The organism is Arthrobacter alkaliphilus (genome assembly GCF_021483235.1).
Classification (GTDB): Bacteria; Actinomycetota; Actinomycetes; order Actinomycetales; family Micrococcaceae; genus Arthrobacter; species Arthrobacter alkaliphilus.
The window spans coordinates 55,080-77,890 of sequence record NZ_JAKEEC010000009.1; the positions used below are offsets into that span (position 1 = coordinate 55,080).

Annotated in this window: 18 protein-coding genes; 5 read left to right on the forward strand and 13 right to left on the reverse strand. The window is 64.6% G+C overall.

Features of this window, described 5'->3' with window-relative positions; all coding sequences use genetic code 11:
* Positions 1-70 precede the first annotated feature (70 nt).
* The 3 genes from L0B83_RS08620 to L0B83_RS08630 form a co-directional block, all read right to left on the reverse strand.
* Positions 71-1,567 carry a SpaH/EbpB family LPXTG-anchored major pilin gene (locus L0B83_RS08620; protein ID WP_308193969.1) on the reverse strand — a complete coding sequence of 499 codons (1,497 nt, stop codon included), beginning with the start codon at positions 1,565-1,567 and terminating at the stop codon, positions 71-73.
* A gap of 19 nt (positions 1,568-1,586) precedes the next feature.
* A complete protein-coding gene (locus L0B83_RS08625; RefSeq protein WP_234758000.1) occupies positions 1,587-4,979 on the reverse strand; it encodes a beta strand repeat-containing protein in 3,393 nt (1,130 codons plus the stop codon).
* 261 nt (positions 4,980-5,240) lie between these two features.
* Positions 5,241-7,757, reverse strand: coding sequence for a SpaH/EbpB family LPXTG-anchored major pilin (locus tag L0B83_RS08630; RefSeq protein WP_234758001.1), 2,517 nt, complete (start codon positions 7,755-7,757; stop codon positions 5,241-5,243).
* Between the two features lie 222 nt (positions 7,758-7,979).
* On the opposite strand from L0B83_RS08630, the gene L0B83_RS08635 reads away from it, so the two are divergent.
* Positions 7,980-8,411 carry a hypothetical protein gene (locus L0B83_RS08635; RefSeq protein ID WP_234758002.1) on the forward strand — a complete coding sequence of 144 codons (432 nt, stop codon included), beginning with the start codon at positions 7,980-7,982 and terminating at the stop codon, positions 8,409-8,411.
* On the opposite strand, the gene L0B83_RS08640 is transcribed toward L0B83_RS08635, so the two are convergent.
* The 4 genes from L0B83_RS08640 to L0B83_RS08655 form a co-directional block, all read right to left on the reverse strand.
* Positions 8,351-8,707: a GNAT family N-acetyltransferase gene (locus tag L0B83_RS08640; protein WP_234758003.1), complete on the reverse strand. Its 357-nt coding sequence runs from the start codon at positions 8,705-8,707 to the stop codon at positions 8,351-8,353. The two genes, L0B83_RS08635 and L0B83_RS08640, sit on opposite strands and share 61 nt — an antisense overlap.
* The gene (locus L0B83_RS08645; RefSeq protein WP_234758057.1) at positions 8,704-10,011 is read right to left on the reverse strand and encodes an acyltransferase family protein; all 1,308 of its coding nucleotides are present in this window, start codon (positions 10,009-10,011) and stop codon (positions 8,704-8,706) included. Before L0B83_RS08645 ends, L0B83_RS08640 begins: the two co-directional genes overlap by 4 nt.
* Positions 10,012-10,190: 179 nt before the next feature.
* A complete protein-coding gene (locus tag L0B83_RS08650) occupies positions 10,191-11,387 on the reverse strand; it encodes an amidohydrolase (RefSeq protein WP_234758004.1) in 1,197 nt (398 codons plus the stop codon).
* 11 nt (positions 11,388-11,398) lie between these two features.
* Entirely contained in the window at positions 11,399-12,817 is a 1,419-nt protein-coding gene (locus L0B83_RS08655; RefSeq protein ID WP_234758005.1) for an MFS transporter, read from the reverse strand.
* A gap of 218 nt (positions 12,818-13,035) precedes the next feature.
* Here L0B83_RS08655 and L0B83_RS08660 point away from each other — a divergent pair, with 218 nt between their 5' ends.
* Together L0B83_RS08660 and L0B83_RS08665 are read left to right on the forward strand one after the other, a co-directional pair.
* The gene (locus L0B83_RS08660) at positions 13,036-13,950 is read left to right on the forward strand and encodes an AsnC family transcriptional regulator (protein WP_234758006.1); all 915 of its coding nucleotides are present in this window, start codon (positions 13,036-13,038) and stop codon (positions 13,948-13,950) included.
* 116 nt (positions 13,951-14,066) lie between these two features.
* Complete coding sequence (locus tag L0B83_RS08665) at positions 14,067-16,865, forward strand: aminotransferase class I/II-fold pyridoxal phosphate-dependent enzyme (protein WP_308193970.1); 2,799 nt, start codon at positions 14,067-14,069, stop codon at positions 16,863-16,865.
* Between the two features lie 13 nt (positions 16,866-16,878).
* Here the strand turns inward: L0B83_RS08665 and L0B83_RS08670 are convergent, their stop codons facing one another.
* The 3 genes from L0B83_RS08670 to L0B83_RS08680 all read right to left on the reverse strand — a co-directional run bounded on the left by L0B83_RS08670 (position 16,879) and on the right by L0B83_RS08680 (position 19,756).
* Positions 16,879-17,271, reverse strand: coding sequence for a DUF1304 domain-containing protein (locus tag L0B83_RS08670; RefSeq protein WP_234758007.1), 393 nt, complete (start codon positions 17,269-17,271; stop codon positions 16,879-16,881).
* Between the two features lie 71 nt (positions 17,272-17,342).
* Positions 17,343-18,242: an NAD(P)-dependent oxidoreductase gene (locus tag L0B83_RS08675; RefSeq protein WP_234758008.1), complete on the reverse strand. Its 900-nt coding sequence runs from the start codon at positions 18,240-18,242 to the stop codon at positions 17,343-17,345.
* A 17-nt stretch (positions 18,243-18,259) separates the two neighbouring features.
* Positions 18,260-19,756: a four-carbon acid sugar kinase family protein gene (locus tag L0B83_RS08680; RefSeq protein ID WP_234758009.1), complete on the reverse strand. Its 1,497-nt coding sequence runs from the start codon at positions 19,754-19,756 to the stop codon at positions 18,260-18,262.
* A 178-nt stretch (positions 19,757-19,934) separates the two neighbouring features.
* Between L0B83_RS08680 and L0B83_RS08685 the strand changes: the two genes are divergently transcribed.
* Both L0B83_RS08685 and L0B83_RS08690 read left to right on the forward strand, forming a co-directional pair.
* A complete protein-coding gene (locus tag L0B83_RS08685) occupies positions 19,935-20,636 on the forward strand; it encodes a FadR/GntR family transcriptional regulator (RefSeq protein ID WP_234758010.1) in 702 nt (233 codons plus the stop codon).
* Between the two features lie 340 nt (positions 20,637-20,976).
* Complete coding sequence (locus L0B83_RS08690; RefSeq protein WP_059388369.1) at positions 20,977-21,186, forward strand: dodecin; 210 nt, start codon at positions 20,977-20,979, stop codon at positions 21,184-21,186.
* An 87-nt stretch (positions 21,187-21,273) separates the two neighbouring features.
* On the opposite strand, the gene L0B83_RS08695 is transcribed toward L0B83_RS08690, so the two are convergent.
* The 3 genes from L0B83_RS08695 to L0B83_RS08705 form a co-directional block, all read right to left on the reverse strand.
* Positions 21,274-21,549 (reverse strand): hypothetical protein, encoded by a 276-nt coding sequence (locus tag L0B83_RS08695; protein WP_234758011.1) that lies wholly within the window; start codon positions 21,547-21,549, stop codon positions 21,274-21,276.
* Positions 21,549-21,752 (reverse strand): hypothetical protein, encoded by a 204-nt coding sequence (locus L0B83_RS08700; RefSeq protein WP_234758012.1) that lies wholly within the window; start codon positions 21,750-21,752, stop codon positions 21,549-21,551. Before L0B83_RS08700 ends, L0B83_RS08695 begins: the two co-directional genes overlap by 1 nt.
* 145 nt (positions 21,753-21,897) lie before the next feature.
* The gene (locus L0B83_RS08705; RefSeq protein WP_234758013.1) at positions 21,898-22,794 is read right to left on the reverse strand and encodes a helix-turn-helix transcriptional regulator; all 897 of its coding nucleotides are present in this window, start codon (positions 22,792-22,794) and stop codon (positions 21,898-21,900) included.
* Between the last annotated feature and the right edge of the window lie 17 nt (positions 22,795-22,811).

The window sequence follows — 22,811 nt, forward strand, 5'->3', positions numbered from 1 at the left end:
GTATGGGGCACCCACCGCTTGGTGGATGCCCCATACCCTGCATCGAGGGATGCAGGTCGCGGAGGGAAGCCTACTTTGCCTCGTTGCGCTTCCGGCGACCGGTGACCATGAACAGGCCTGCCCCGGCCAGCACGAGGACCCCGCCTGCCGTCAGCGCCCAGGTCCCTGCACCACCGGTGAGTGGCAGCTGGAATCCGGCGTTCTGCCTGACGTTATCGATCGTCACGGTGACGGTTGAGGGATCGTTGCTGGTGACCGTGGTCTCAACTGGCTGGGCAAGCAGTGTGTAACCGGCCGGGGCCTTGGTCTCCACCAGCCAGTACGACTGGTAACCGGGCTGGCCGGGTGCCACAGCCGCGCCGTTAGCGTAGTTGGAGTAGCGCAGCCCGGAGATGACCAGGTTGCCGGTGGCGTCGGTGGTCCAGGAACTGGCACCGCCGACGGTGATTGGGTTGGTGCCGGCAACGGCGTCCGCCTGGGTGGGGTAGACCGAGAATGTGGCGCCGGCCAGTGCCGCCGCGGACTGGGAGTCCTTCTTGTGCAAGACGATGCTTCCCCACTTGGTGGTGCTCACCGGTGGAGTCACCAGCGGGCCGCCCGGCTGGCCCGGAGCGATCGCGAAGCTGGCAGCGTTAGGGTAAATGAGGGCCGTGTTCGTGACCTCGCCGACCGTGTTCACCGCGGTGTTCACCGTGACTCGGACCTTGGCCGTGGGGTTGGCAGCCAGGATGGCCCGGCCGCTTGCGGTGAAATCAACCGTGAGGGTATTCGTGGTGGCGTCGAAGGTGATGGTGTAGTCGGTGTTCAGCGTCAGCGTGGCGCCGTTGGACAGGGCCACGCTCGAGTTCGCGTAGGTGAGCTTCGGGTCGAGCTTGTCAACGATCCGGTACCCGTCGATCGGGTTGACGTTCGGGATGTCACTCGTGATGGTCCACTGGATGTTGTCGCCGAGCTTGATCGCGGAGGTGTCGCTCACCGTCTTCGTCGCGGTTGTCACGGCGTTCTTCGGGTAGACGTTCACATCGTACTTCCAGCTGTTCGCGCCGGTGGGGTCGGTCATCGGAAGAGTCACCAGGAACGGGGCCGCTGGCGTGACACCGGCGGGGTAGCCGGTCTCCGTCACTAGGTACAAGCCGAGGGGAAGGTTCCCTAGGCTCGCCGTTCCCGTGGCGTCCGTCGTCGTAGTGGAGCCGGGGCTCGCCGCCTGCGCGGCGGCTTGGGCCGGGGTCAACGCAGCCGCCGCAGTCCAGCCGGCGTTGGTGGTCAGGTCAATGTTGTTCACCTTCTGCACGGTGAACGTGACCCCGGCCATCGGCTTGAGTGCCGCGGTCTGGGCGGGAGTCAGTGCCGTTCCGTCGTTGGGCAGGTTGGTCGGCGTCGCCGGCTTCTCGTACTTGTGGATGGTCAGCGAACCCGTCTTGGACGGATCGATGTTCGCGGTGTTAGCCGCGTATGCACCTCCGGCTCCGAGGGCGAGCATCCCGGCTGAGGCTAGTGCGGCCAGAGATGCTACTAGGCCGCGCCCCACCTTCGATGGTTTCATTGTGTTCCTTTCTGGTTCCCCCATTGATTTGCGCCGAGCTGCGCTACGGAGTCTGGTTTTCTGGGGTCTTGTTCCTTCGCCTGAGGATGAGGAGGGCGAAGGAAGTCATGAGGAGGAGGAACCCGGCAAGGGTCGCTCCAAGGAGGCCGGGAGCGCCTGGGCCGCCGGCGGATGGGAGTTTGATCGCCGCTGTGTCAAGGACCGTGATCGTCAGACCGCTCACAGTCACTGCCCTGCCGGCGGTGGCCGGGTCCAAGGCGATGCTGCCGTTGCCTGCAACAGTGAACTTCACAGGGGTGGCAAGGAGTGAGAAGCCATTTGGAGCCTTGGTCTCCAACAGCCAGTAAGTTCCCGGAGTAAGATTCCTGACCTCGACCAATCCAGGTGACCCGGAGACGGCGCTGCTGACCCCGCTCACCGTGGGTCCCATTTGGCCGCCTGCATCATTGCGGATCTCAAACGTCGAACCGGTCAATGGGACGGTGGAACCTTGGGTCGCACCGGCTCCTGCTTTCTGCACGAACAGGTGGCCCGTGGTGGGGTTCGTGGTGAAACATGCAGGGTCGAGCGGCGCCGCGCTACCGGTGACGCAGCGTGCCGGCGGGACCACCCCGTTGCCCGTGGCCCCGTTCCTTAGGGTGACCAGCCAAGCATTCGAATTGACGGTCACCGAGTACGTCAACACCGCGGTGGCATTGCCGGGGAGGGTGAACGAGGACGTAAGCAGCTTGCTGCCGGCTCCGGGGTCCGGAACCGATACCGGGGTGCCGCCGTTGATGCTCAGCTTTGCCGAACCGGCGGAGAATACGGCGTTGTTCACTACCTGGCTGAGGTCATCGCTAAGGGTGACCCCCGTAATGGGGTTGACGGTGGAATTGGTGGCAGTCACTGTGTAGGTGATCACCCTGTTTGCGCTGGGATCTCCCGGATTGATGTACGTGCCCGATGCCGGAGACGCGGCCTTGCCCAGCGTCCACGAACCGACCGGATTGACTGTGCAGGTGGCACTGCCTGCAGGACAGTTCGTTGGCGAAGTGACAGTGGTCGACGGGGTCAGATAGTTCTCAAGCGCGGCATCACCAAGGCTGCCGGCAGCGTTGACCTTCACCTGGTAGGTGACGACGCTCTTTGCGCGGGCAGCCACCGCCCCCGTGATACTCAAAGTCTTCGCCGGCGCTCCTGAGTTGTTGACCACAGTAAGGGAAGCTCCGCTCGTGGTGGTCGTGGTGATGGAATTGGCTACGAAGCTTGAGGCATCCAGGACGTCCCCGAGCCAGTCGGTGTAACTGACCGCAGCCGGGGCAGTGCCACCCGTGTTATCGAAGGTCAGGGTGTAGGTGAGCACCTGGCCGGACTGGACCATGGTCCCGGCGGCCGGGTCAACGGTCTTGGAAGCAACAAGGTTGGGCGCGAGGGTACTGCAAGCGGAGTTGTCCGTCGTCGGGCCTTGCTCCTGCCCTGCTGGCAGCGCAACTGAGTTGTACAGGCCAGACCCGGGGCCGGCACACGCCGAAAGTGACGAGGCATTCGTGAAACGGAACGTCACCGCGAGGCCGAAGGTATGCGTGACACCCGGGGCGATGCCGGAAGCCGCTGGAGCCAGCGTGTACGGGCCGGCGGTCGATGACGAGCCGCCAGCAGGTGCCCCGCTCCCCGACGTCGTCCAGGCCGCACCCGTGATAGCCAGGTTTGAAGCGAAGGCCGGCGTGTCCGTCAGCGGTCCGTAGCTGCCGGGCACTGACCCGGTGTTGGCAACGGTGATGGTGTAGTTGGCTACATAGTTGCCGTTCGTGTCCGGACCAGTAACCGTTCCCGCCTGTTTCGCGACGTTGATGATGGGCAAGGCATTGTTAGACAAGGTGCAGGTGATGTTCGCTCCGGCCACCGGCGTGATGCCCAGCGATCCGGTAAAGGTGGCACCATTCGGCAGGCCGGGCTGCAGACCGTACGAGTCCGTGCACGTGACGGTACTGGCATAGTTCGCAAGATTGGCAGTTCCGGCAGCAGCCTCCGTCAGGGTATACGGAGTTCCGGCAGCGGCCACGTAGGCCCCGGTGGTGCCGGTTCCGGCCGTGACCGCCGACCCCGTGCCTGTTGTGGTCGAGTTCGCGGTGCTGTTGACCACCGCGCCGGCCGCGCCGCCCGTACGGATTTGAACCGTGAACTGGTCGGTCGCAGCCTCCCGGGGCGCACCGAGCGCCTTCGTCAACGTGATCCGGGGAGCCCGCACGGTCAAAGTGGCGTTCCCCGGCGGGTTCAGATTGGTGACGACATTGCCAGGCCCGTTGACATAGGTGCCATCTGCCGCCGCCGTCACGTTGAAGGTGATCGTGCAGGAGGCCTGACCTAAGGCAAGGTCGCCGCCGGTGGCGCTGAAAGTGTTGGAACCTGCGGTTGCCGTACGGACAAAGGCCGCATCTGCCTGCTGGGCGCAGGTCCCACCGATCGCGGGGTCAGGTGCGATCACGACGCCGGCAGGCAGCGTATCCGTGATGCTCCAGTCGTTCTTCGCCATCAGGTCGCTCGTGTTGGTCACGGTGAGCGTCACGGTGGACGTCTGGCCAGGGGCGATGAGCGACGGGCTGAAAGACTTGTCCAGCTGCGGGGTCACGTCAACGATCTGCGGCAGGTCGAACGCGACATCGTTGCCGTTACCGGTTGCGGTCGCGTTGTAAAGCCACAAACCGAGTGACGGCGCGGGGCCGGCCGGGATCTGGTAAGCCGCGGACTGCAGCTTGGTGACCTGCGCGCCCCAATACGTGGGGTTGGTACATGGGTTCAGCCCGGCGCTGAGCACATACGGAGTGCCATTCACGAGGATGGCGAACCTCTCCTTCGGCTGGGCCGCGCCGCCTTGGGCAGGGCAGTTCATCGCAGCGAAATAGGCGGAAACTGCGTAGTAGTGCCCCGGAATAGCCGGAATCGCATTCGAACTGGCCGTCCTGAATTGGGTGCCGGCGTCGATAAGACCGGATCCGGTGTTGGTGAGCGACGAAAGAACCTGGTTGCTCGCAGCCTGCGCCGGTGTCTGCCCTTGCGCCAAGCCGAGCTGCACCGCCATCTGTTGAAGCTGCTGCCACGCTGTTGGCGCGTTGTTGGCGCATCCGTTGTCCAACGACGCTGGCGGCTGCGGCGTGAACGAGTTGAGGATCCAGCCATCGCACTGTCCTCCGGCGGGCGTGTACTGCGGGTCCGCCCTGTAGGTGGAGAACGCCGCCGCGGCACCGCCCACGTAGTTCCTGATGTCGACGGCGGCGGCCGAGGCGTTCTGGTTGGAAAAGTCCTCGGTATAGACCGGCGTACCTGCCTGGGGCACACCCGGCGTTCCGGGCGTCGTTGCAGACGCTGGTGAAGGCAGGACGCTGCCCAATCCGAGGGAAAGCATCGTGGCAGCGAGGAGAATCGCCAGCAGCTTGGCTGGTAAGGACTTCTTCATTGGCTTTTCTTGCGTCACTTTCGGGAGCGGGCACGGTTCTACTCTTCAAGTGCGCGCTTCCGGCGAGATGTGTCGCAGAAAACAGATCAAATTTTTAGGGGCTAGTCCGGAGAAACTGCCGCCCACTCAACGAGTGGGCGGTAACCGCGATTCGTGACGCGAAAATCGAAAGTATTTTTCGCAGGGCCACGCTGTAGCTGGCGCGGGGCATGAAACGGACGGCCTGCCACCGGCCGGGTCACGTTCCGGCGGCGCCTGCCCTTACCGCGCTACGGGGCGCTTCCGGCGGCCGGAGACCATGAACAGGCCCGCACCTGCCAGTACCAGGATCCCGCCGGCGGTCAGCGCCCAGGTCCCCACACCCGTGGTCGGCAGCTCGAAAAACCCGGCGGTCTGTTTGATGTTGTCGATCGTCACTGTCACAACGGAGGGGTCGCTGCTCGTGACTGCCGTCTCCACGGGCTCGCCGAGCAGCGCGTAGCCGTCCGGTGCCTTGGTCTCGACGAGCCAGTACGACCGGTAACCCGCCTCGCCCGGGCCGACGTCGGTTCCATTGGCCCGTCCGGAGTAACGCAGGCCGGAGATCACCAGGTTGCCGCGGGCATCAGTGGTCCACGAACTGGCGCCTCCGACGCTGATCGCATTGGTACCGGCCAAGGCGTCAGCCTTGCTCGGATACACCGAGAAAACAGCGCCGGCCAGGGCCGCCGAGTTCTGGGCATCTTTCTTGTGCAAAACGATGCTGCCCCACTCGGTGGTGCTCACGGGAGGAGTCACCAGCGGGCCGCCGGGCTGGCCCGGGGCGATGGCGAAACTGGCCGCGTTCGGATAGACGACGGCCGTGTTCGTGATCTCACCCACGGTATTCACGGCAGTGTTCACCGTGACCAGGACCTTGGCCGTGGGGTTGGCGGCCAGGATCGCCCGGCCGCTGGCCGTGAACTCGACCGTAAGGGTGTGGGTGGCCGTGTCGAACGCGATGGTGTAGTCGGCATTCAGCACTAACGCGGCGCGGTTGGACAGCGCCACCGTCGAGTTGGTGTAGCTCAGCTTCGCATCGAGCTTGTCGACGATCCGGTACCCATCGATCGGGATCACGTTCGGAACATCACTCGTGATGGTCCACCGAACGTTGTCACCGAGCTTGACCACAGACGCATCATCAACAGTCTTCGTGGCCGTGGTTACGGCGTTCTTCGGGTAGACATTCACGTCATACAGCCAGCGTCCCCCGCCGGCAGGGTCAGTCATCGGCAGCGTCACCAGGAACGGGGCCGAGGGAGTCACACCCGCCGGGTATCGCGTTTCCGTTACCAGGTACAGGCCCAGCGGAAGGTTCTCCAAAGTTGCCCTTCCGGCGCCGTTTGTTGTGGCCGTGGAACCTTGGGGAGCCGCCTGCGCGGCGGCCTGGGCGGGGGTCAAGCCGGCCGCGGCAGTCCAGCCAGCGTTGGTCGTCAGGTCAATGTTGTCCACCTTCTGCACCGTGAACGTCACCCCGGCCATCGGCGTCAGCCCTTGCAATTGCGACGCCGTCAGTGCCGTCCCGTTATTCGGCAGGCCGGTCGCCGTCGCCGGCTTTTGGTACTTGTGGATCGTCAACGAACCGGTGTGCGGAACGGGGTTCGTGATACCGGTTCCGGAATCAACCGTCTCCTGCGGAGCAGGAACCCCCTCGGGCACCACTGGCGCTGGCGCGGCGGGTTGGGGCACCGCTTTAGCGAACGGGTTCGACGTTGGCGCCATGCTCGGCGGGGGTGCCGCCGTCGTTGTCGGGACGGGTACCGGAAGGGCGGATGGCGCGCTGCTCGGGACCTCGGCTCCAGCAAAGGGCGCCGGGCCGGCCTGTCCAAGCCACATGAGGACGCCGGCAACCGCGAGGCCAGCAACGAACAGGGCAGCTGCTGCAACCTTCCACAAGCCACCCGCCGAACGAAGACCCGCAGTGGCCCGTTCGTGCCCTCCCGGAAGGAACCTCTCGGAAAAGAAAGGGTCGGAGAAGACCCCTTCAGGGCCAAGGGTCTCCAGAAGAGCCGTTCCAGGGAGGAAGCCGGCGGCCACTGCCGGTGTGAAGACAATCCCGGCCACCCACGGGAAGACGAATGCCTTCATGCCCGCTTGGACATCATTGAGTTCCACCAGCAGGGCCGTGCACTTCGGGCACTCCTCCAAGTGGGCCGCTATCCTTTCGCGCGACGTGCGTTTCAGGCCGTCCCGGACGTATTTTCCGAGCTGGCTTGAAAATTCAACGCATGGGTCGTCGCCGGACACGCTGATGTGGTTTTGCAGGTAGGCCTGCCGGAGCCCCTCGCGTGCCCGGATCACGAGGGAGGAGACGCCATTCGGGGTCAATCCGATAAAGGGCGCGGCTGCGGCAGGTTTCAGGCCTTCAATGTCCACATGCCAGAGCGCGGCCTGCCAGCGTTCCGGAAGAGACCTGAACGCCTTCGCCATGGTGCTGGACTCGAAGGCCTCGAGCACAGTGTCCTCGTCAACGGCAACGCTGTCCAAGAATTCGTCGTCACCCACGGCCTGCGTGCGCCGGGCCTTCCGGTTCCGGTCATGGGCAATCCGGCGCACGGCAGTCAGAAGGTACGAGCGGAAGAACTGGTCCGGTCCTTTGCCTTCACTGAGGGCTTGGAAAATCGAGGCGAACGCCTCCGAGACCACGTCCTCCGCGTCACTGGGGTTGTCCGTCTGGGCGCGGGCCACAAATCGAGCCGCTGCCACATGCCTCCGGTAGAGTACATCGAACGCCGCCGGGTCGCCGTCGCGCATCATGGCCAGAATTTGCGGATCGCTGTGAGACCCGCCGGCCGACGTTGCGCCATTTGACCCGTCCTTTGAAACTTGCCCCATAGCAGCCCAGTGTGACAGAAACAGGGGATGTGACTCGAATCACACCCCATGCGGGCTACTCAAAGGCAGTGGGTTCAACCCTCTGCAACACGAACCCGTTCCGAACCACACTTAACGGACATGAATGGACTCCGTTGGCGAAGCGTGCCACCACAAGTCGTCCTCATTTATGTGGCGGACAAGCCGGTGGCTACAAGGGGGGAGACCATCATCTTCACGGCATGGATCGTCAATGATTCCGGGGGCCGGCTCCACAATGTGCGCCTCGTCCCGCGGTCCTTCACTAATGAAGCATTGGAAAGGCTCGAGTACAGCGCCAAGCCCCCGGAAGCGGACCTCCACATCGGAACGTTGGCCGCCGGAGAATCGGCGATGCTGAGCTTTTCTTATGTGGTCAGTGCCGCGGATCACCTGTACGGCGGCGAGCTGATTAGCGCCATGGAGGTAACGGGCATGTCCCGCGGCCGCATAATCCGCGACGAACACGATGCATTTGTGGCTCTCAACGAGGTTCCCTATTCGTTGTCGGGGTCCCCCATCGGCGCTTCCGGCGGCCAATCGACGTCGAGCTCGTAGCCCTCATGCCTGCGAAGATAGGCGGCGATGAACGGGCAATGCGGGATGATCCGTTTGCCGGAGGCGACCACGTCATCCAAGGCAAAGTGCGCCAGGACCTTGGCCAAGCCGCGGCCTTTGAACTGCGGGCGCGTCTCTGTGTGGAGGAAATCGATGTGGCCGGGTTTGTCCATGAACTGCGAGATCACGGCTACTTCACCGTCGACAAGAAGCTCGTAACGGTGGAATTTGTCGTTCCTGACCGTTGTGACGTGCGGGCTGAACGACTCTGCGGTTGAATCCGTGAACTCCGTCATGAGTCGAGATTCGCACGTAAACCGGGCTCTGGCAATGGCACTTCGGAGGCGCCGGGAACCGGGGGCAAGACGTCAGCAGGTACCCGTCCCAACAGCAAGACCGCGAGCGCGAAGCACGCCGCTCCTCCACCGAGAAGGGTCACCGTGAGTCCGTTCAAGGCGGCGTCCACCACCGGAATGAAAACCACGACGCCGGCAGTCACCACGGCGACGTGCGTCCTCCCGCGCGCGTGGCTGGCCGCCGTCGGGCGCTCTTCAAGACGGCCGAACAGCAGCAGGACTGGAAGCAAGAGCAGGAGGACACCCAACAGGACCAGCGGGCGGGCCCACCACCATTCGGCTGTGCCGGCCGCCGGCTTGGGAAAGTCCGTGAGCAGAACCAGCCCGGACATGGCTGCAAGCATCGGCAAATGCCACAAGTAGACCGTCATGGACCGGCGGCCCGCGACGGCAACCACCCAGGCGATCCAGCGCACGCCCGCCGCCCAGGCAAGAGCGGGGCGGAGCAATTGAAGGGTTGCCGCCTGGGATAAGCCCAGAAGCAGCATGCAGAAGTTGGGCGGATTCAGGTCCACGATCATGTTTCCGGAGTAGACCCCGATCCCGGTCACGAGCCCCAGAAGCAGATTGCTTCCCGCAATCAACCCGACGAACCAGCCCCTGCTGCGTCCAGCGAAGATGCCGTCGGCGATGAAGAAGCCGAATTGCTGGACCGCGCACCAGACGAAGAGCATGTTGACGGAGGCGAGCAGCGGGAATGCCCCCCGGAGGGAATCCAGGGTGATCACGGCGGCAACGAGCCCGGCGAGGGTCAACCATGGGGCACGTCCGTGCAGCCGGGCCAGGAGAGGGACGCTCAGTTGGGTTGCGAGGTAGGCAGCCAGGAACCACAAGGGCATGCCCGCCCCGGTCGCCACGAGCTGGACCACTTCCGGATGGACGCCAAAGAGGCTCGCGGCCCACAGTCCCACGAACATCGAGGCCAGCAGCGCAGTTGCCGGACGGATGAGGCGCAGCAGGCGCAGTTGCGCGTAGTCGACGCCCGAACCTCCGCGCGCACGCAAGCGCCGCCACGATTCCAGTCCCGTAATCCCGCCAAGGACGAAGAAAAGGGGCATGACCTGGAACACCCACAGGACCGGCTCGAACCAGTGCTGTTGCATGAGCGTGTTTTCGGTGGTGACCGTGCCGTCGGGGTGCAGGACCGGACTGACCATCATGGTGTGCGAGACCACCACCAGGACGAGGCAGAAGAACCGGGCGAGATCGATCACGGGATCGCGAGGACGGCCAACTGCAGCCATGTCCGCCGACGTCTTATCTTGCCTCGAGAATTCCACTGCACTCCTTCGCGACCTGCTGAGATCATTGTGCCCCCGCTCCCCAGCGGGAACCAGAGCGGAGGCCGGCGCGAATTCGTGGGTGCGGCCCGGGAGCTGCGTTCCGGAACACAGCCACCGGGCCGCACCCACGGTCTCGGCGGTTAGCGGCGGACGTTCAGCAACCGTTCCCGTTGGCGGTCATCCAGCGCTGCAGCACTCGCGGCCATGGCCAAGCCGAAGGCACCGTCCAGAACCGCCCGGTCGGCTGAAACAGAGGAGCCATGAGCCGCAAACTCGGCCGTGTGGTGGGCGGCGCCACCGACCTCGTAACCGAGGAGCGGATGGATGCTTGGGACTAGTTGCGAGACGTTGCCCATGTCCGTGGAGGCTACTGGTTCTTCGTTGAACACAACAGTCCTCCCCCGGGCGGACATGGCTTCCCGATAGGCTTCGGAAAGGTAGCGGTCCTGTTTGAGCTCGGCGTACGCATTGCCTGTCGGGGTGACCTTGAGCGTGCTCCCGCTGGCTAGTGCGCCTGCCTCAAGGCAACGCCGCACGCGTTCCTCGATGATGCGGAGGTTCCTGAGGCTCGGCGAGCGCATTTCCACGCTTGCGCGGGCCCGCTCGGGAATGACGTTGACGGCGCTCCCGCCTTCCGTCACGATCAGCGAAACAATGGACCCTGACGGAAGCTGCTGCCGTGCCAAGGCAATCGCGGTCTGTGCAACCAGGAGTGCGTCGAGCGCGTTGACCCCCTCCGACGGAGCGGCCGCCGCATGTGCGGGACGACCTTCAAAGAGAACGTCCCACATTCCCATGGCCAGCGATGATCCGCCGATGACATCCTCGCCGGCGGCATGGGCCATCATGGCCAAGGAGACGTCCTCGAAGAAGCCTTCGCCAATCAGATCCACCTTCCCGCCGCTCGTCTCCTCCGCCGGAGTGCCGAGGACTTTGACAGTGAGCCCGAGTTGGTCTGCGACGGCGGCGAGCGCGAGTGCCGCCCCCACAGCGCTGGCAGCGTTCACATTGTGTCCGCAGGCATGTCCGATGGTGGGCAACGCGTCGTACTCGACGCATAGGGCGACCACCAGATCGCCAGTCCCGAACTTCCCGGCGAAGGAAGCCGGGAGTTGCGGTTGAGTGCTATCAAAGCTGAACCCCGCGCTCCGGAGCAGCCGGCTAACCCGCTTGGCGGCCCGGAATTCCTGTCCGCTGAGCTCAGGGTCGGCGTGGATGGCGTGGCTCAGGCCGAGGATCTCCGGCTCCCAGCGCTCCAGCGCGGCAGAGATGGAGCGCTCGACGGCGGTTGCAGACACGGTGCCGTGGGTGGCGGTCTGCGGTGTTGCGGCTTTCATGGAGGCAACTTTCATACGGCGGCCCCCGCGGCCTGGCGCTTCGGGTATCGGGCGGCCGCTGCAGCCGCGATCAGCGCGGCGACGGCGAGCGCCATCCAGATCGACAGCAGCCCGCCTTCGCTGATGTGCCCTGACTGGACGGACGACGAGGAGATGAGCTTCACGACGGCGGCGCCCACCGCGATGCCGACCGACAGCGCCAGTTCGTTGAGGCCGGCCGCCGTCGAGGTTTCCTCCAGCGGTACACCCTCCACGGACAAGGCGCGGGTACCCGCCTGGTACATCCCAAGGCTCAGGTTGAACATGGCGAATCCGGCGCAGTATTCGGCCAAGGAACCGTGCGCAGAGGCCATGACCAGGAACCCGCCGGCCAGCAGGAGGCCCGCGAACACCAAGGTGGCACGCTCGCCGAACAGGCTGAGCGCCCGTGACGTAAGCAGCGAGGACAGCAGTGAGAGGACCGAAGCCACTGCCAGGACGATGGCGATCATGAGCGGGCTCAACGCGAATCCGTAGCCGGCGTCCTCCGGGTTTGCGTGGAGGAAAATGTCGTTCGTGCCGAAGTAGCTGATGGACGCGAAGCCGAAGAAGAACGTGGCCAACGAGACTGTGCGGATGCGCGGAATGGCAAGCAGGCGCAGGTCCATGAACCGCTTCGCGCTGGTGCCTCGGGCGTCCAGCACTACCCAGCAGGCCAGGAGGGCGAGGCCAAGGATTCCGGCTCCGAGGGTCTTGGCATCCAGCCAACCCCAGTCCGGGCCCATCGAAAGCGCCACCACAAAGCCGATCAGCCCGAGCGAACATGCCAGGAGCGGCACCAGGGCGAGGCCCTCGCGGGTGGGGGTCCCGGCGTCGGGCAGCACAAAGGAACATACTAGCGCGACGAGCGCAAACGGCACGGCGACCCAGAAACCAAGGGTTGGATCGTCGACGCCGATGATCCCGGCGAACAGTCCGCCCGCTCCGACCATGATCATGAGCATGCCGATCATCACGCTGACCCCCGTACGGGTCTGCGCCGGGCTGCTCACCCGCAGGATCCCCATCATGAGCGGAATGAAACCGACCACGCACGTGAGCATTACGACGCCGACCGTCACCGTCCACAGCGACGGCCACAAGGCCATCATGATGACGCCGGCGGCCACCACCGCCGTCGACCAGCGGAGGACGAGCCTGTAGCCGTAACTGTCGCCGAGCCGCGAGATGATCGGCGTAAGAACGGCGAAGCTCACGTTGGAGATCAGGAAAATTCCGTTGATGGTGGGGTCGTCGATCGCGAAGGTCGGCCCCAATGCGGGGAGGATGGGGTTCAGGTATCCCTGGGTGACTCCACTGAGTGATTCGATCAGTGCCATCGCCACGATCATTCCGGTGATCGTCCGGCGGGCGATGGCCGCTGTGGCCGGTGGTGCAGTTTTGCTTTCCATGAGCTTCCTTGAGTGTCGGGGGTCTTGATGCGAGACCGGTGATGCGAGTCACAACGCTAGGTCCGCCGATTACGGCGGCTCGGAATTTGTTCAAAATCCCCTGAGAGCCATGAAAACTGAAAGAATCAGCCATGATCTCCGAGATTGACCTTGAAATCATCAATGCGCTGCAGATCAGCCCGCGCGCCGACTGAAGCAGGGTGGGGCATGCCCTCGGCTTGTCCGGCCCTACTGTGGCGCGCCGGTGGGCCGCCCTCGCAGAGCAGGGGCTGGCGTGGATCACGCCGGCCCCGGGGCCGCGCTACCTCAGCGCGGGCTGGTCGGCGTTCATCAGCCTGTCTTCGCTTCCGAGCGAACACGAAGCCCTCGTCCGGAAGCTTTGCTCAGAGCCGGCCTTCGGCACGGTGTCGCTCGTGTCAGGTTCACACGACCTCTTCGTGGACTGTTTCGCTTCAAGCCACGAAGAGTTGATGGAGATCGTTACGGGCTCATTTGCCGGACTTCCGGGCGTCACCCACCGGGAGGTCGTCTTCGTCACGAAGCTCTACCGGCAGGCGTCCGATTGGCGGAGCGGGACCTTGGAGCCGGCGCGTGCCAGGCTCATGTCCGCGGAGCCGCTGCCCGCCCCGGAAGCCTACGCCCCCGACCATCTCGACGCGTCGCTGCTGGCGGAACTGGCCCGTGACGGGCGCGCCAGCTGGGCGGAATTGGGCGCCGCCTGTGGCGTCTCTCCCCAAACCGCACGACGGCGGGTGGAGCGGTTCCTGGGGTCCGGCTACATGACGCTGAGGTGCGATACATCCGCCTCGGCCCAGCAAGGACTGAGGGAAGTGAGCCTGATCCTGAACGTGCCCGCCCACCACGTGGACGCCGTCGGACGCTATTTCGCCGCCTTGCCGAATTGCAGGCTCAGCGCGCAAGTCCTTGGTGCCCAGAACCTGCTGGTCACGTTGTGGGTGCGCGACTACCTCGAAGTCCAGGGCCACGAGCGGGAACTCGCGGAGCGGGCCCCGGGGAGTGTCGTGATTTCCCGGCAGGCTGTGGTGCGGATCTACAAACGACTCGGCCATGTGCTCGACGGGTCCGGGCGCAACCTCAGCGTTGTCCCCTTGCCGCTGTGGAGGGAGGCGTAACCCCCAGGATCGCGCGTGTCTGGAAACCCAGACGGCAACCCGAACAATGTCCGTGCGCTCCCGCGACTGCCCGCGTTTAGTTGATAGTGCTATCAATCCATGACAAAGGAGTCATCGTGGCACGCGCCGATTTCGCGACAGTGCAGTCAGCCCCATTTCCTCCCGCTCCAGCCGCACTTGCCGGTGGCAAGGGGTCCGGTTCGGCGGCTAGGCCGAACGCCGACGACGATAGCGAGGCTGGCGGCGAGGTCCCCAGCAGCGCCTGGCGGGTGCGTGCCGACGCTTGGGAGTTCCTTGGCTACGCAGTCAAACAGCTCTCTGCCGCTCCACCCCTCGCAGGCAGGACGCCGCGGGAACTGCCACGGGATGTCCGAAGGTTGTTGCCACTACTGGAATCCCTCGAGATGTATTGGTCGTCTCCGGGGCAGCAGTTTGTCATGGAATTGCGGCGACTTTTGGAAGCTGGGGCATTTCTCGAGGCGCTAAGCCTGATCGAACCGGTCGCGCGACGGGTTGCCGGCCACCATCAGCATGTCCAGGAACCTGCAGCGGACCCCGAACGCGAAACGGAACGGCAGGAAGAACCGGTCGAATCGCGCAAGCGGTTCGAGGTCCTCGTGATCGACGACGTCTCCAGCGCCGACCGTGAAGCCCTTCAAACAGAACTGCACAGCCAGCGCCGCCCGGCCGACGCCTACCATTACGAACTCGTGTTCGTGCCGAGCTTCGAGGACGCCATCGTAGCCGTCCTGCTCAACCCGGACATCCAGGCGTGCGTGCTGCGGCCAGGATTTGTCCCCAACAGCAGGCAGCGCCTGGGCCGGGACGTGCGCAATTTCCTGGACAGGTTCCTGGGGAAGCCGCTCCCCCAGCGACCCTTGGACCGCATCCTGGGCTTGGCGGAGAAGCTGGGCCAACTCCGCCCGGAGCTTGATCTCTACCTGGTGGCGGGCGTGGGGATCGAAGAACTAGCCGGTTCCTTGACCCGCCAATTCCGCCGCATTTTCCGCCGGCAGGATGGACTGGAGCTCCATTTGTCCTTGCTGGCCGGCATCGCCGAGCGATATGAGGCGCCGTTCTTCCACGCGGTCCAGCAATACAGCCGCAAACCCGCCGGCGTTTTCCATGCCCTTCCGGTGTCCAGGGGCGGATCGGTCATCCATTCGAAGTGGATCAACGATATGGGCGAGTTCTACGGCCTCAACCTGCTGCTTGCCGAAACCTCCGCCACATCCGGCGGGCTGGATTCACTCCTGGATCCGCATGGTTCCCTCAAGAAGGCCCAGAAACTGGCAGCACGGGCGTTCGGCGCCCAGAAGTCGCTCTTCGTCACCAATGGAACGTCGACGGCCAACAAGATCGTGCACCAATCGATCCTGGCTCCCGGCGACGTGGTCCTGGTGGACCGGAACTGCCATAAATCGCACCACTACGCCCTCATGCTCGCCGCCGCGCAGGTGTCGTATTTGGACGCCTACCCCTTGAACGATTTCTCCTTCTACGGCGCGGTTCCGTTGGAAAGTATCAAACGGATGCTCCTGGATTACCGCCGGGCAGGCAGGCTGCACGAGGTCAAAATGCTCGCCCTCACCAACTGCACGTTCGACGGAATCGTGTACGACGTTGAACGGGTCATGGAAGAGTGCCTCGCCATCAAACCGGATTTGGTCTTCCTGTGGGACGAGGCCTGGTTCGCGTTCGCGGGCTTCCACCACATCTACCGCCGCCGGACAGCCATGGCTTCCGCCCGGGCACTCGAGGCGAAGTTCGCCGATCCGGCCTATGCGAGGCGCCATGCCGAGCAAATGCAGGGGTTCCCGGGTTCCGGCGTCGGGCATGTCAGCGATGAGCTGCTCTTGAAGACCCGGCTGCTGCCCGATCCGACGAAGGCCCGTGTGAGGGTGTACTCGACGCAGTCGACCCACAAAACCCTCACGTCGCTCCGGCAGGGATCCATGATCCACATCCATGACCAGGACTTCGGTCAGTTGAACGCGGAGAGCTTCCACGAAGCGTACATGACCCACACCTCCACCTCGCCCAACTACCAGATCCTTGCTTCCTTGGACATGGGCCGGCGGCAGGTGGAGTTCGAAGGGTACGAACTCGTGCAACGCCAGGCCGACCTCGCAGTCAGCATCGCGAACGCAGTGGCGAGGCACCCGCTGCTGAAGAAGTACTTCCGGATCCTCGGCACGCGGGACCTCATACCCTCGCAGTACCGCGAAACCAACCGGCAAATGCCGCTCCGCGACGGGCTGGGAGCCATGGCGGAAGCATGGGAACGGGACGAATTCGTTGTTGATCCGAGCCGTTTGACCTTGCATATCGGCCTCACGGGCGTGGATGGCGATACATTCAAGCACGACTTCCTGATGGACAAGTACGGGATCCAGGTCAATAAGACGTCAAGGAACAGCGTTCTCTTCATGACCAACATCGGCACCTCCCGAAGTGCCGTTGCCTACCTCGTGGAGGTCCTGGTCAAGCTGGCCGAGACTTTCGAAGACGAACAATCGGGCCTGAGTGGCTTGGGGCTGCGAGCCCACCAGGCGCGCGTCGAGGCACTTACCAGCACGCCGCCTCCGCTGCCCGATTTCAGCCGGTTCGCCGATCGCTTCCGGGTGGATGCACAGACGCCGGACGGCAACATGCGTGACGCCTATTTTGAGAGCTACAAGCCCGGCGCCTGTGAATACTTCAGCGCCGCCGAACTCGCCCGCAGGGTGGCTGCCGGCGAGGAGATGGTGTCTGCCTCTTTCGTCACCCCTTACCCGCCCGGCTTCCCGGTCTTGGTTCCCGGGCAAGTGATCACTGCCGAGATCCTTGCCTTCATGTCCGCGTTGGACACACGGGAAATCCATGGATTCAATCCAGAGCTGGGGTTCAGGGTTTTGACGGGCAAGCCCTCGTGAGAGAGCGTCCGCTTTAGCCCAGCGTTACGGCGAGGATGCCGAGCACGACGGCGAGTAACGGCGTCGTGCCTTGAAGAACCGCCGCGCGGAGGTACTTTTTGCCGCTTGCGGCAAGGACGACGGCGGCCAGCAGCATGGAGCCGCACGAGCTGAAGACCAAGGTCCAGCCAACCTGCGGGTGCCCGAGCATCACAAAGACAATCCCGACGAGCGCGCCGATCGCGAGGAAGAGGTTGTAGAAGCCTTGGTTGTAGGCGAGGGGCTTGGTGGTTTCAGCGTCGGACTGGGTTGCAACGCTGAAACGCTTCCACGTGGCGGGACGGGTCCAGGTGATGGACTCCATGTTGAAGATGTAGACATGCAGCAAGCCGGCGACGAGGGCAAAAAGGAGGGAGGCCAGGGTCATGTGCTGATCCTAGCCTTAGGGGCGACGACGGCGGAGCGGGTCCGTCGTCGTCGCACGTTGGGTTGTGGTTGTCAGGCTGTGCGCTTGGCGGGCGCTACGACCTTGATGACGGCGGAATCGTCGGCGGCGGCGAGGCCCTGGGCCTGGCCGAGGAGGTAGAGCTGTTCGGCGGCTGCGGCAACGGGGGCGGCCAGGCCGGCGGCGCGGGTGGCTTTTCCGACGATGCCCATGTCCTTCACGAAGATGTCGAGCCGGCTGAGGACCTCGGCACCGTCCGCGGTGTAGGCCTCGAGGATGCGGGGCCCGCGGTTGGACAGCATGAACGAGCCGGCGGCGCCTGCTTCCAGGGCGGCGAGGGTCTTTGCCTGGTCAAGCCCGAGGGCATCGGCGAGGGCCATCGCCTCGGCGGCCGCGGCGATGTGCACGCCGCACAGCAACTGGTTGACGGTCTTGAGGGCCTGGCCGTCGCCTGGCTTGTCGCCCACGATGCTCAGGGTCGATGCCAGAAGCTCCAAGACGGGGCGGGCCTTTTCCTGGGCGCCCGGCGTTGCGCCAACGACGATCAAGAGGTCGCCTTCGCCGGCTCGCTTCGGGCCGCCGGAAAGCGGGGCGTCAACGAGCTCGACGCCGTAGGCGGCCAGCCGCTCAACGGTTGCCGGGATGGCTTCGGTGCCCACAGTGCTGCCAAGAATCACCACCGCGCCCGGCTTGAGCACCGGGGCCACCCCGTTCTCGCCGAAGAGGACCTCGTCCAGCTGTTCGCCGTTGCGCACGGCAAGGAGCAGGGCGTCGGCGCCTTCCGAAGCTTCACGCGCGGACGCGAAAGTGCGGATGCCGGCCTCGGCGGCGAGCTTCAGGCGTGGTTCGGCGATGTCGAAGCCGTGGACGGTCAGTCGCGTTCCCAGGCGGGTGGCCATCGGCAGGCCCATCGCGCCCAGGCCAAGGACGGCTACGGTGTAATTGCTGGTCATGGTGTTCTCCGTGTATGTCAGAAGGCGTTGCTGAGCTTGCGCGTGACCTGCGCGAGGGATTGGTCGTCGCCTACGTTCCCGGCGAAGACGATGTAGGGGATGCCCTTGGCGGGTCCGTCCACCGGTTCCCAAAGCGAGACGATCCCCGGCAGCATGGGTCCGCGGACAATCGCGTGGCGGATTTCCAGGCCGTGCGCGGCGACGTCCGAGGACGTGATGCCGCCCTTGGCGATGACGAACCGCGGCGGGAAGGTCTTCAGGGTGCGGTTCACGACGGCGACGACGGCGGCCGAGACGGTGCGGGCAATCTTCAGGCTCGCGGCGGCGTCGTCGGTCTTGATGAGCAGGCGGCTCGTGTGGACGATGACGTCACCAATGTGGAGGGCGCCAACGACGGCGGCAACCACTGTGTCTATGTAATCGGCGGCGTTGTCCCCGAATAGCTTTTCGACGTCGATCTCGATGATGCGCGCCGAGCCGTGCTCGGCGCGGAGGACGTTGAGCTGGCGGGTGGTGAGCCCGACGTGGGAGCCCACGACGATCAGGCCGCCGGCTGTGGAGGGAGTGTTGCCTTCATACGCTTCCTCGGAAGTCAGCGCAGCGCGGATTTCCTGGCCGATCCGGCCGCGGACGAATGGCGGACCCACCCGGTAGAGCAGCTTCTTGCCGCGGCGTTCGGCTTCTTCCAGTCCGAGGGCCAGGGCGCGTAAGTCGTTCTCGGTCACGATGTCGGCGACGATCGGCGTGGAGTCCGTGGCGGGTTCGATGGCGTCGGCGATCGCCTTCGCGGACAATGCCGGGTCCCCGAGGCCGCCGGCGGCGGAACCGGCGCGGATGATGTTCAAGTCCAGGACAATCACCTCGCCGGCAGTGAATCGGCCCTGGGACTTCTCCTCCACATACCTGGCCAGTTCGGAGTTGGCGAAGCCGAAGCTTGCGTCCTTGGCGAACTCGGTCTCGGAAACCGGGGTGAGCTCGCCGGCGTCGTCCCCGCTGCCGCGCATGTAATGCACGCCGCCGATGGTGACCCGCCCGGCGTCGGGGAACGCGGGAACAATCACGACGCCGTCCGTCGCCTCGCCGCTTTCGGCGGCCACGGTGGCGGCGATGACATCCGGTTCGAGCGGGTAGTGTCCGCGGAGGGTGGAGTCGGAACGGCTCACGAATCCCAAGCGCAGCTTCCCGTCTGCGGCCGCGAGGGCGTTGCGCACAACTTCCTCGTTGCGGGCGGCAGCCTCAGCCGGGTCCAGGCTGCGGGTGTTGGTCAGCACGTAGACGGCGGGCTGGGACTGGCTTTCCTCGATGTGCGCGAATGCCCAGGTGAAGTCTGCGACCTCCCAGCGCGTCAGGACCGGCAGGTCGGCGACGGACTGGGTTCCCGTGGGGTCGTCGTCGAGGACCACGAAGACGCGGGGCAAGCTTGCGGAAGATGCGGCAACGGCATCGGCAACCAGTTGAGCGGGGATCTGGACTTCAGCCGGGAAGGCGGCCAGAACATCGGCTTCAAGGGTCACTGTGCACTCCATCGTGGTTCGGGATAAATGTAAGATGTCAGACATCTAAATATTTGTAGGTAGTTTGGCACATGCGCCTTCGCTTGAGCAAATGTGGGTTCCGTGGCGCTCGGCGAGTTTTGGCGCGAGAGCAGCCAAGCGCCAGCGTAAGATGTCAGACATCTAGGAACGGAGCACCATGGCACGCAAGTCGCTGGTCGGCGTCGTCGCTGACGAGCTGCTGGACCGCATCGTCGCGGGCGAATTTCCGCCGGGTACGGTGGTCCCCGGCGAGCTCGAACTGAGCGCCAAGCACGAAGTCAGCCGCATGACGGTCCGCGAGGCCATGAAGACGCTCGAGGCCCAGCGCATCCTTAGCGTGGAACGTGGGCGTGGAACGTTCGTCAACCCGCTGAACCGATGGGCCTCGCTCGAAGCAGTGCTGCGTGCAGCTTCGGAAGGAGAGAACGACACAGCGGCAGCCGTCCAGCTCATCGAGCTGCGCCGCATGCTCGAGACCGGCGCGTGCGAACTCGCCGCATCACGGGTCTCCCCCGAAGAAATCGACCAGCTGCAGGCCCACGTGTCCGCCATGGAAGACGCCCACGAGTCGAATGACCTCGGCGCGTTCGTCGCAGCCGACCTCGCGTTCCACGATGTCATCCTGCACGCTTCCGGCAACGTTTTTGTTGCCGTGCTCTTCGAACCCCTGCACCGCGTCCTCGAAACCCGGCGCACCCAGACCTCGAAAATCCCCGACATCCAGAAGCACGCGATCGGGCACCACCGGGACATCCTGGAAGCCTTAGAGGCCCGCGACCCCAACCGCGCCCGTGCGGCCATGGACGCGCACATGCAGCAGACCCTGGACGATCTCAGGACCTACGTCCTGGACGCCTAGCCTCCGGGCTTCCAGGATCCCCGGTCACCTCCAGAGCCCTCCCCCCGACGCCCGGTCACATCCAGAGCCCTCCCCCCCGACGCCCGGTCAGATCTAGGGCCCTTTCCCCCGACGCCCGGTCAGATCTCGGGCCCTTTCCCCCAACGCCCGGTCAGATCATCTGACCGGGCGTTCCGCCGTTTGGCGTCATAGGTGACCGGGGGTCTGTCGAAAAAGGCGCAAAGGTGACCGGGGGTCGGGAGGGAGCACCCCTAGTCCCCCGGCCGTGCGTCGGCTAGTCTGCTTTCACGGCCTGCCAGGCCCGCAGTTCAGGCATCAAGGACGATCATGAGGAGCAAGAATGGCTGACCACACATATAGCGTCTCCGAAATTGTCGGAACCTCGTCCGAGGGCGTCGACGCCGCCATCAGGAACGGGATCGCGGCTGCTAGCCAGACTCTTCGGAACCTCGACTGGTTCGAAGTCAAGGAAATCCGCGGCCACCTCAGCGAGGGCGCCGTTGCCGACTGGCAGGTAACCATCAAGCTCGGCTTCCGCCTCGAGCGTTAGGAAGCCAGCGCAAACAACCCTCAACACGCGCGATGGCCGCCACCCTTTCTGTGGAAAGGCTGGCGGCCATCAGTTGCGAGGCTGGACTCACCCGCGGGTCCAGACTTGGACGGGGTCACCGCCACAGAGGAGTCGCCGGCCACGCCCGGCGAAATCGATCCACAGAAGTTCGTGGTCGGAAGAAACGTCGTCCACAATGCCGGCATCGAAACCCCGTTTGTCCTCGTGGATCCAGACAGTTTCGCCCGGGCTGAGCTCGGACCATTTCGACGGCGGCAGGCGGAGCACCGCCCCAGCCGGCTGTTGGTCCGACGTCGTAAAGTGGCTTGGGGCCCACGCTCCGCCCAAGGTTTTGGGACGCATCAAGACTCGTTGTCCAAATACTGGCGGTGCCAGACCGTTGCCGCACCGTTGTGGGCCGGGAAGACGTGGCCTTCGAAGAACGTGTGCACCACGTGCGGTTCACCTTCAGGGCTCCACTGACCGGACGCGGGGCAATGCGAGCCAGTGGACCCCACGGACCCGGCGGTTGTTGCCCGTTCCCTCAGCAGGGCGATGCGCTTCATCGTTGAATTCCATCCTTGATATCCGAAAAGGTCTGGATTCAGCGTAAACGCGATTCAAAAGCCGCCCAATGGGCACTTAGACAGAATCACACCAAAGCATTATGCAAGAGCACAGTGACGTGGACCACTTTTTCCGGAAACGGTCTCAGCTTTCGTCCATTGCGTGACGTTCGGACACGTGCGGGCTATCTCCTGCGCCAAACGCCGTTCCGGCGCCAAAGCTGCCCAGCAACTTCAAAGCATCGTCCGACGGCGAGCCCGCCTTCGCGGAGTAGACCCGCAGGACTTGGTCCGGGTCCTGCGGCAGTGCCAGGTTCTCGAAGTTCAATTCGATGTCCCCCACCGTGGGGTGGTGCAGGCGGACTGTTCCTGCCGAACGCGCCGCCACTCGGTGCCCGGCCCACCATTGGCGGAAGTGTTCGCTGTTCACGGCGAGTTCGCCCACGAGCTGGTTGGCTTGGGGATCGTCGGGGTGCCGGCCGGTATCGGCCCGCAGGGAACCTGCGGCTTCGGCGGCCACCGTCTTCCAGTCCCGGAACAGTTCGCGTGCCTGGGGATCGAGGATGAGCCAGCGGGTGAGGTTCCGCTCAGCAGGAGGCATCGCCGGGAAATCGGCAAACAGCAGGATCGCCATGCGATTGGCGCCGAGGACGTCGCTGCGCCGGCCAAGCAGGAGCGCCGGAACGTCGCCCACGGCGTCAAGAAGCTGGCGCAGCGCCGGGCGGACGCGCGGCGCCGGAGTGGGCGCTTTGGCACTTTCGGCACAGTGCTCCAGGAGGTCCATCATGTGCGCGTGCTCGCTTGGGTCGAGGCGAAGAGCACGCGAAACCGATTCAAGCACTGCGCGCGACGGATGGATGTGGCGGCCCTGTTCGAGGCGGGTGTAGTAGTCCGTGCTGACATCGGCCAAGCGGGCAATCTCTTCCCTGCGCAACCCCGGAACACGGCGCGCCCCGGACGCTTCCGGCAACCCGGCATCCTCCGGGGACATCCGGGCACGCATTGCTTTAAGGAATTTTCCAAACTCGGCACTTTGACCCATGTCCCTATTCTTCCCTC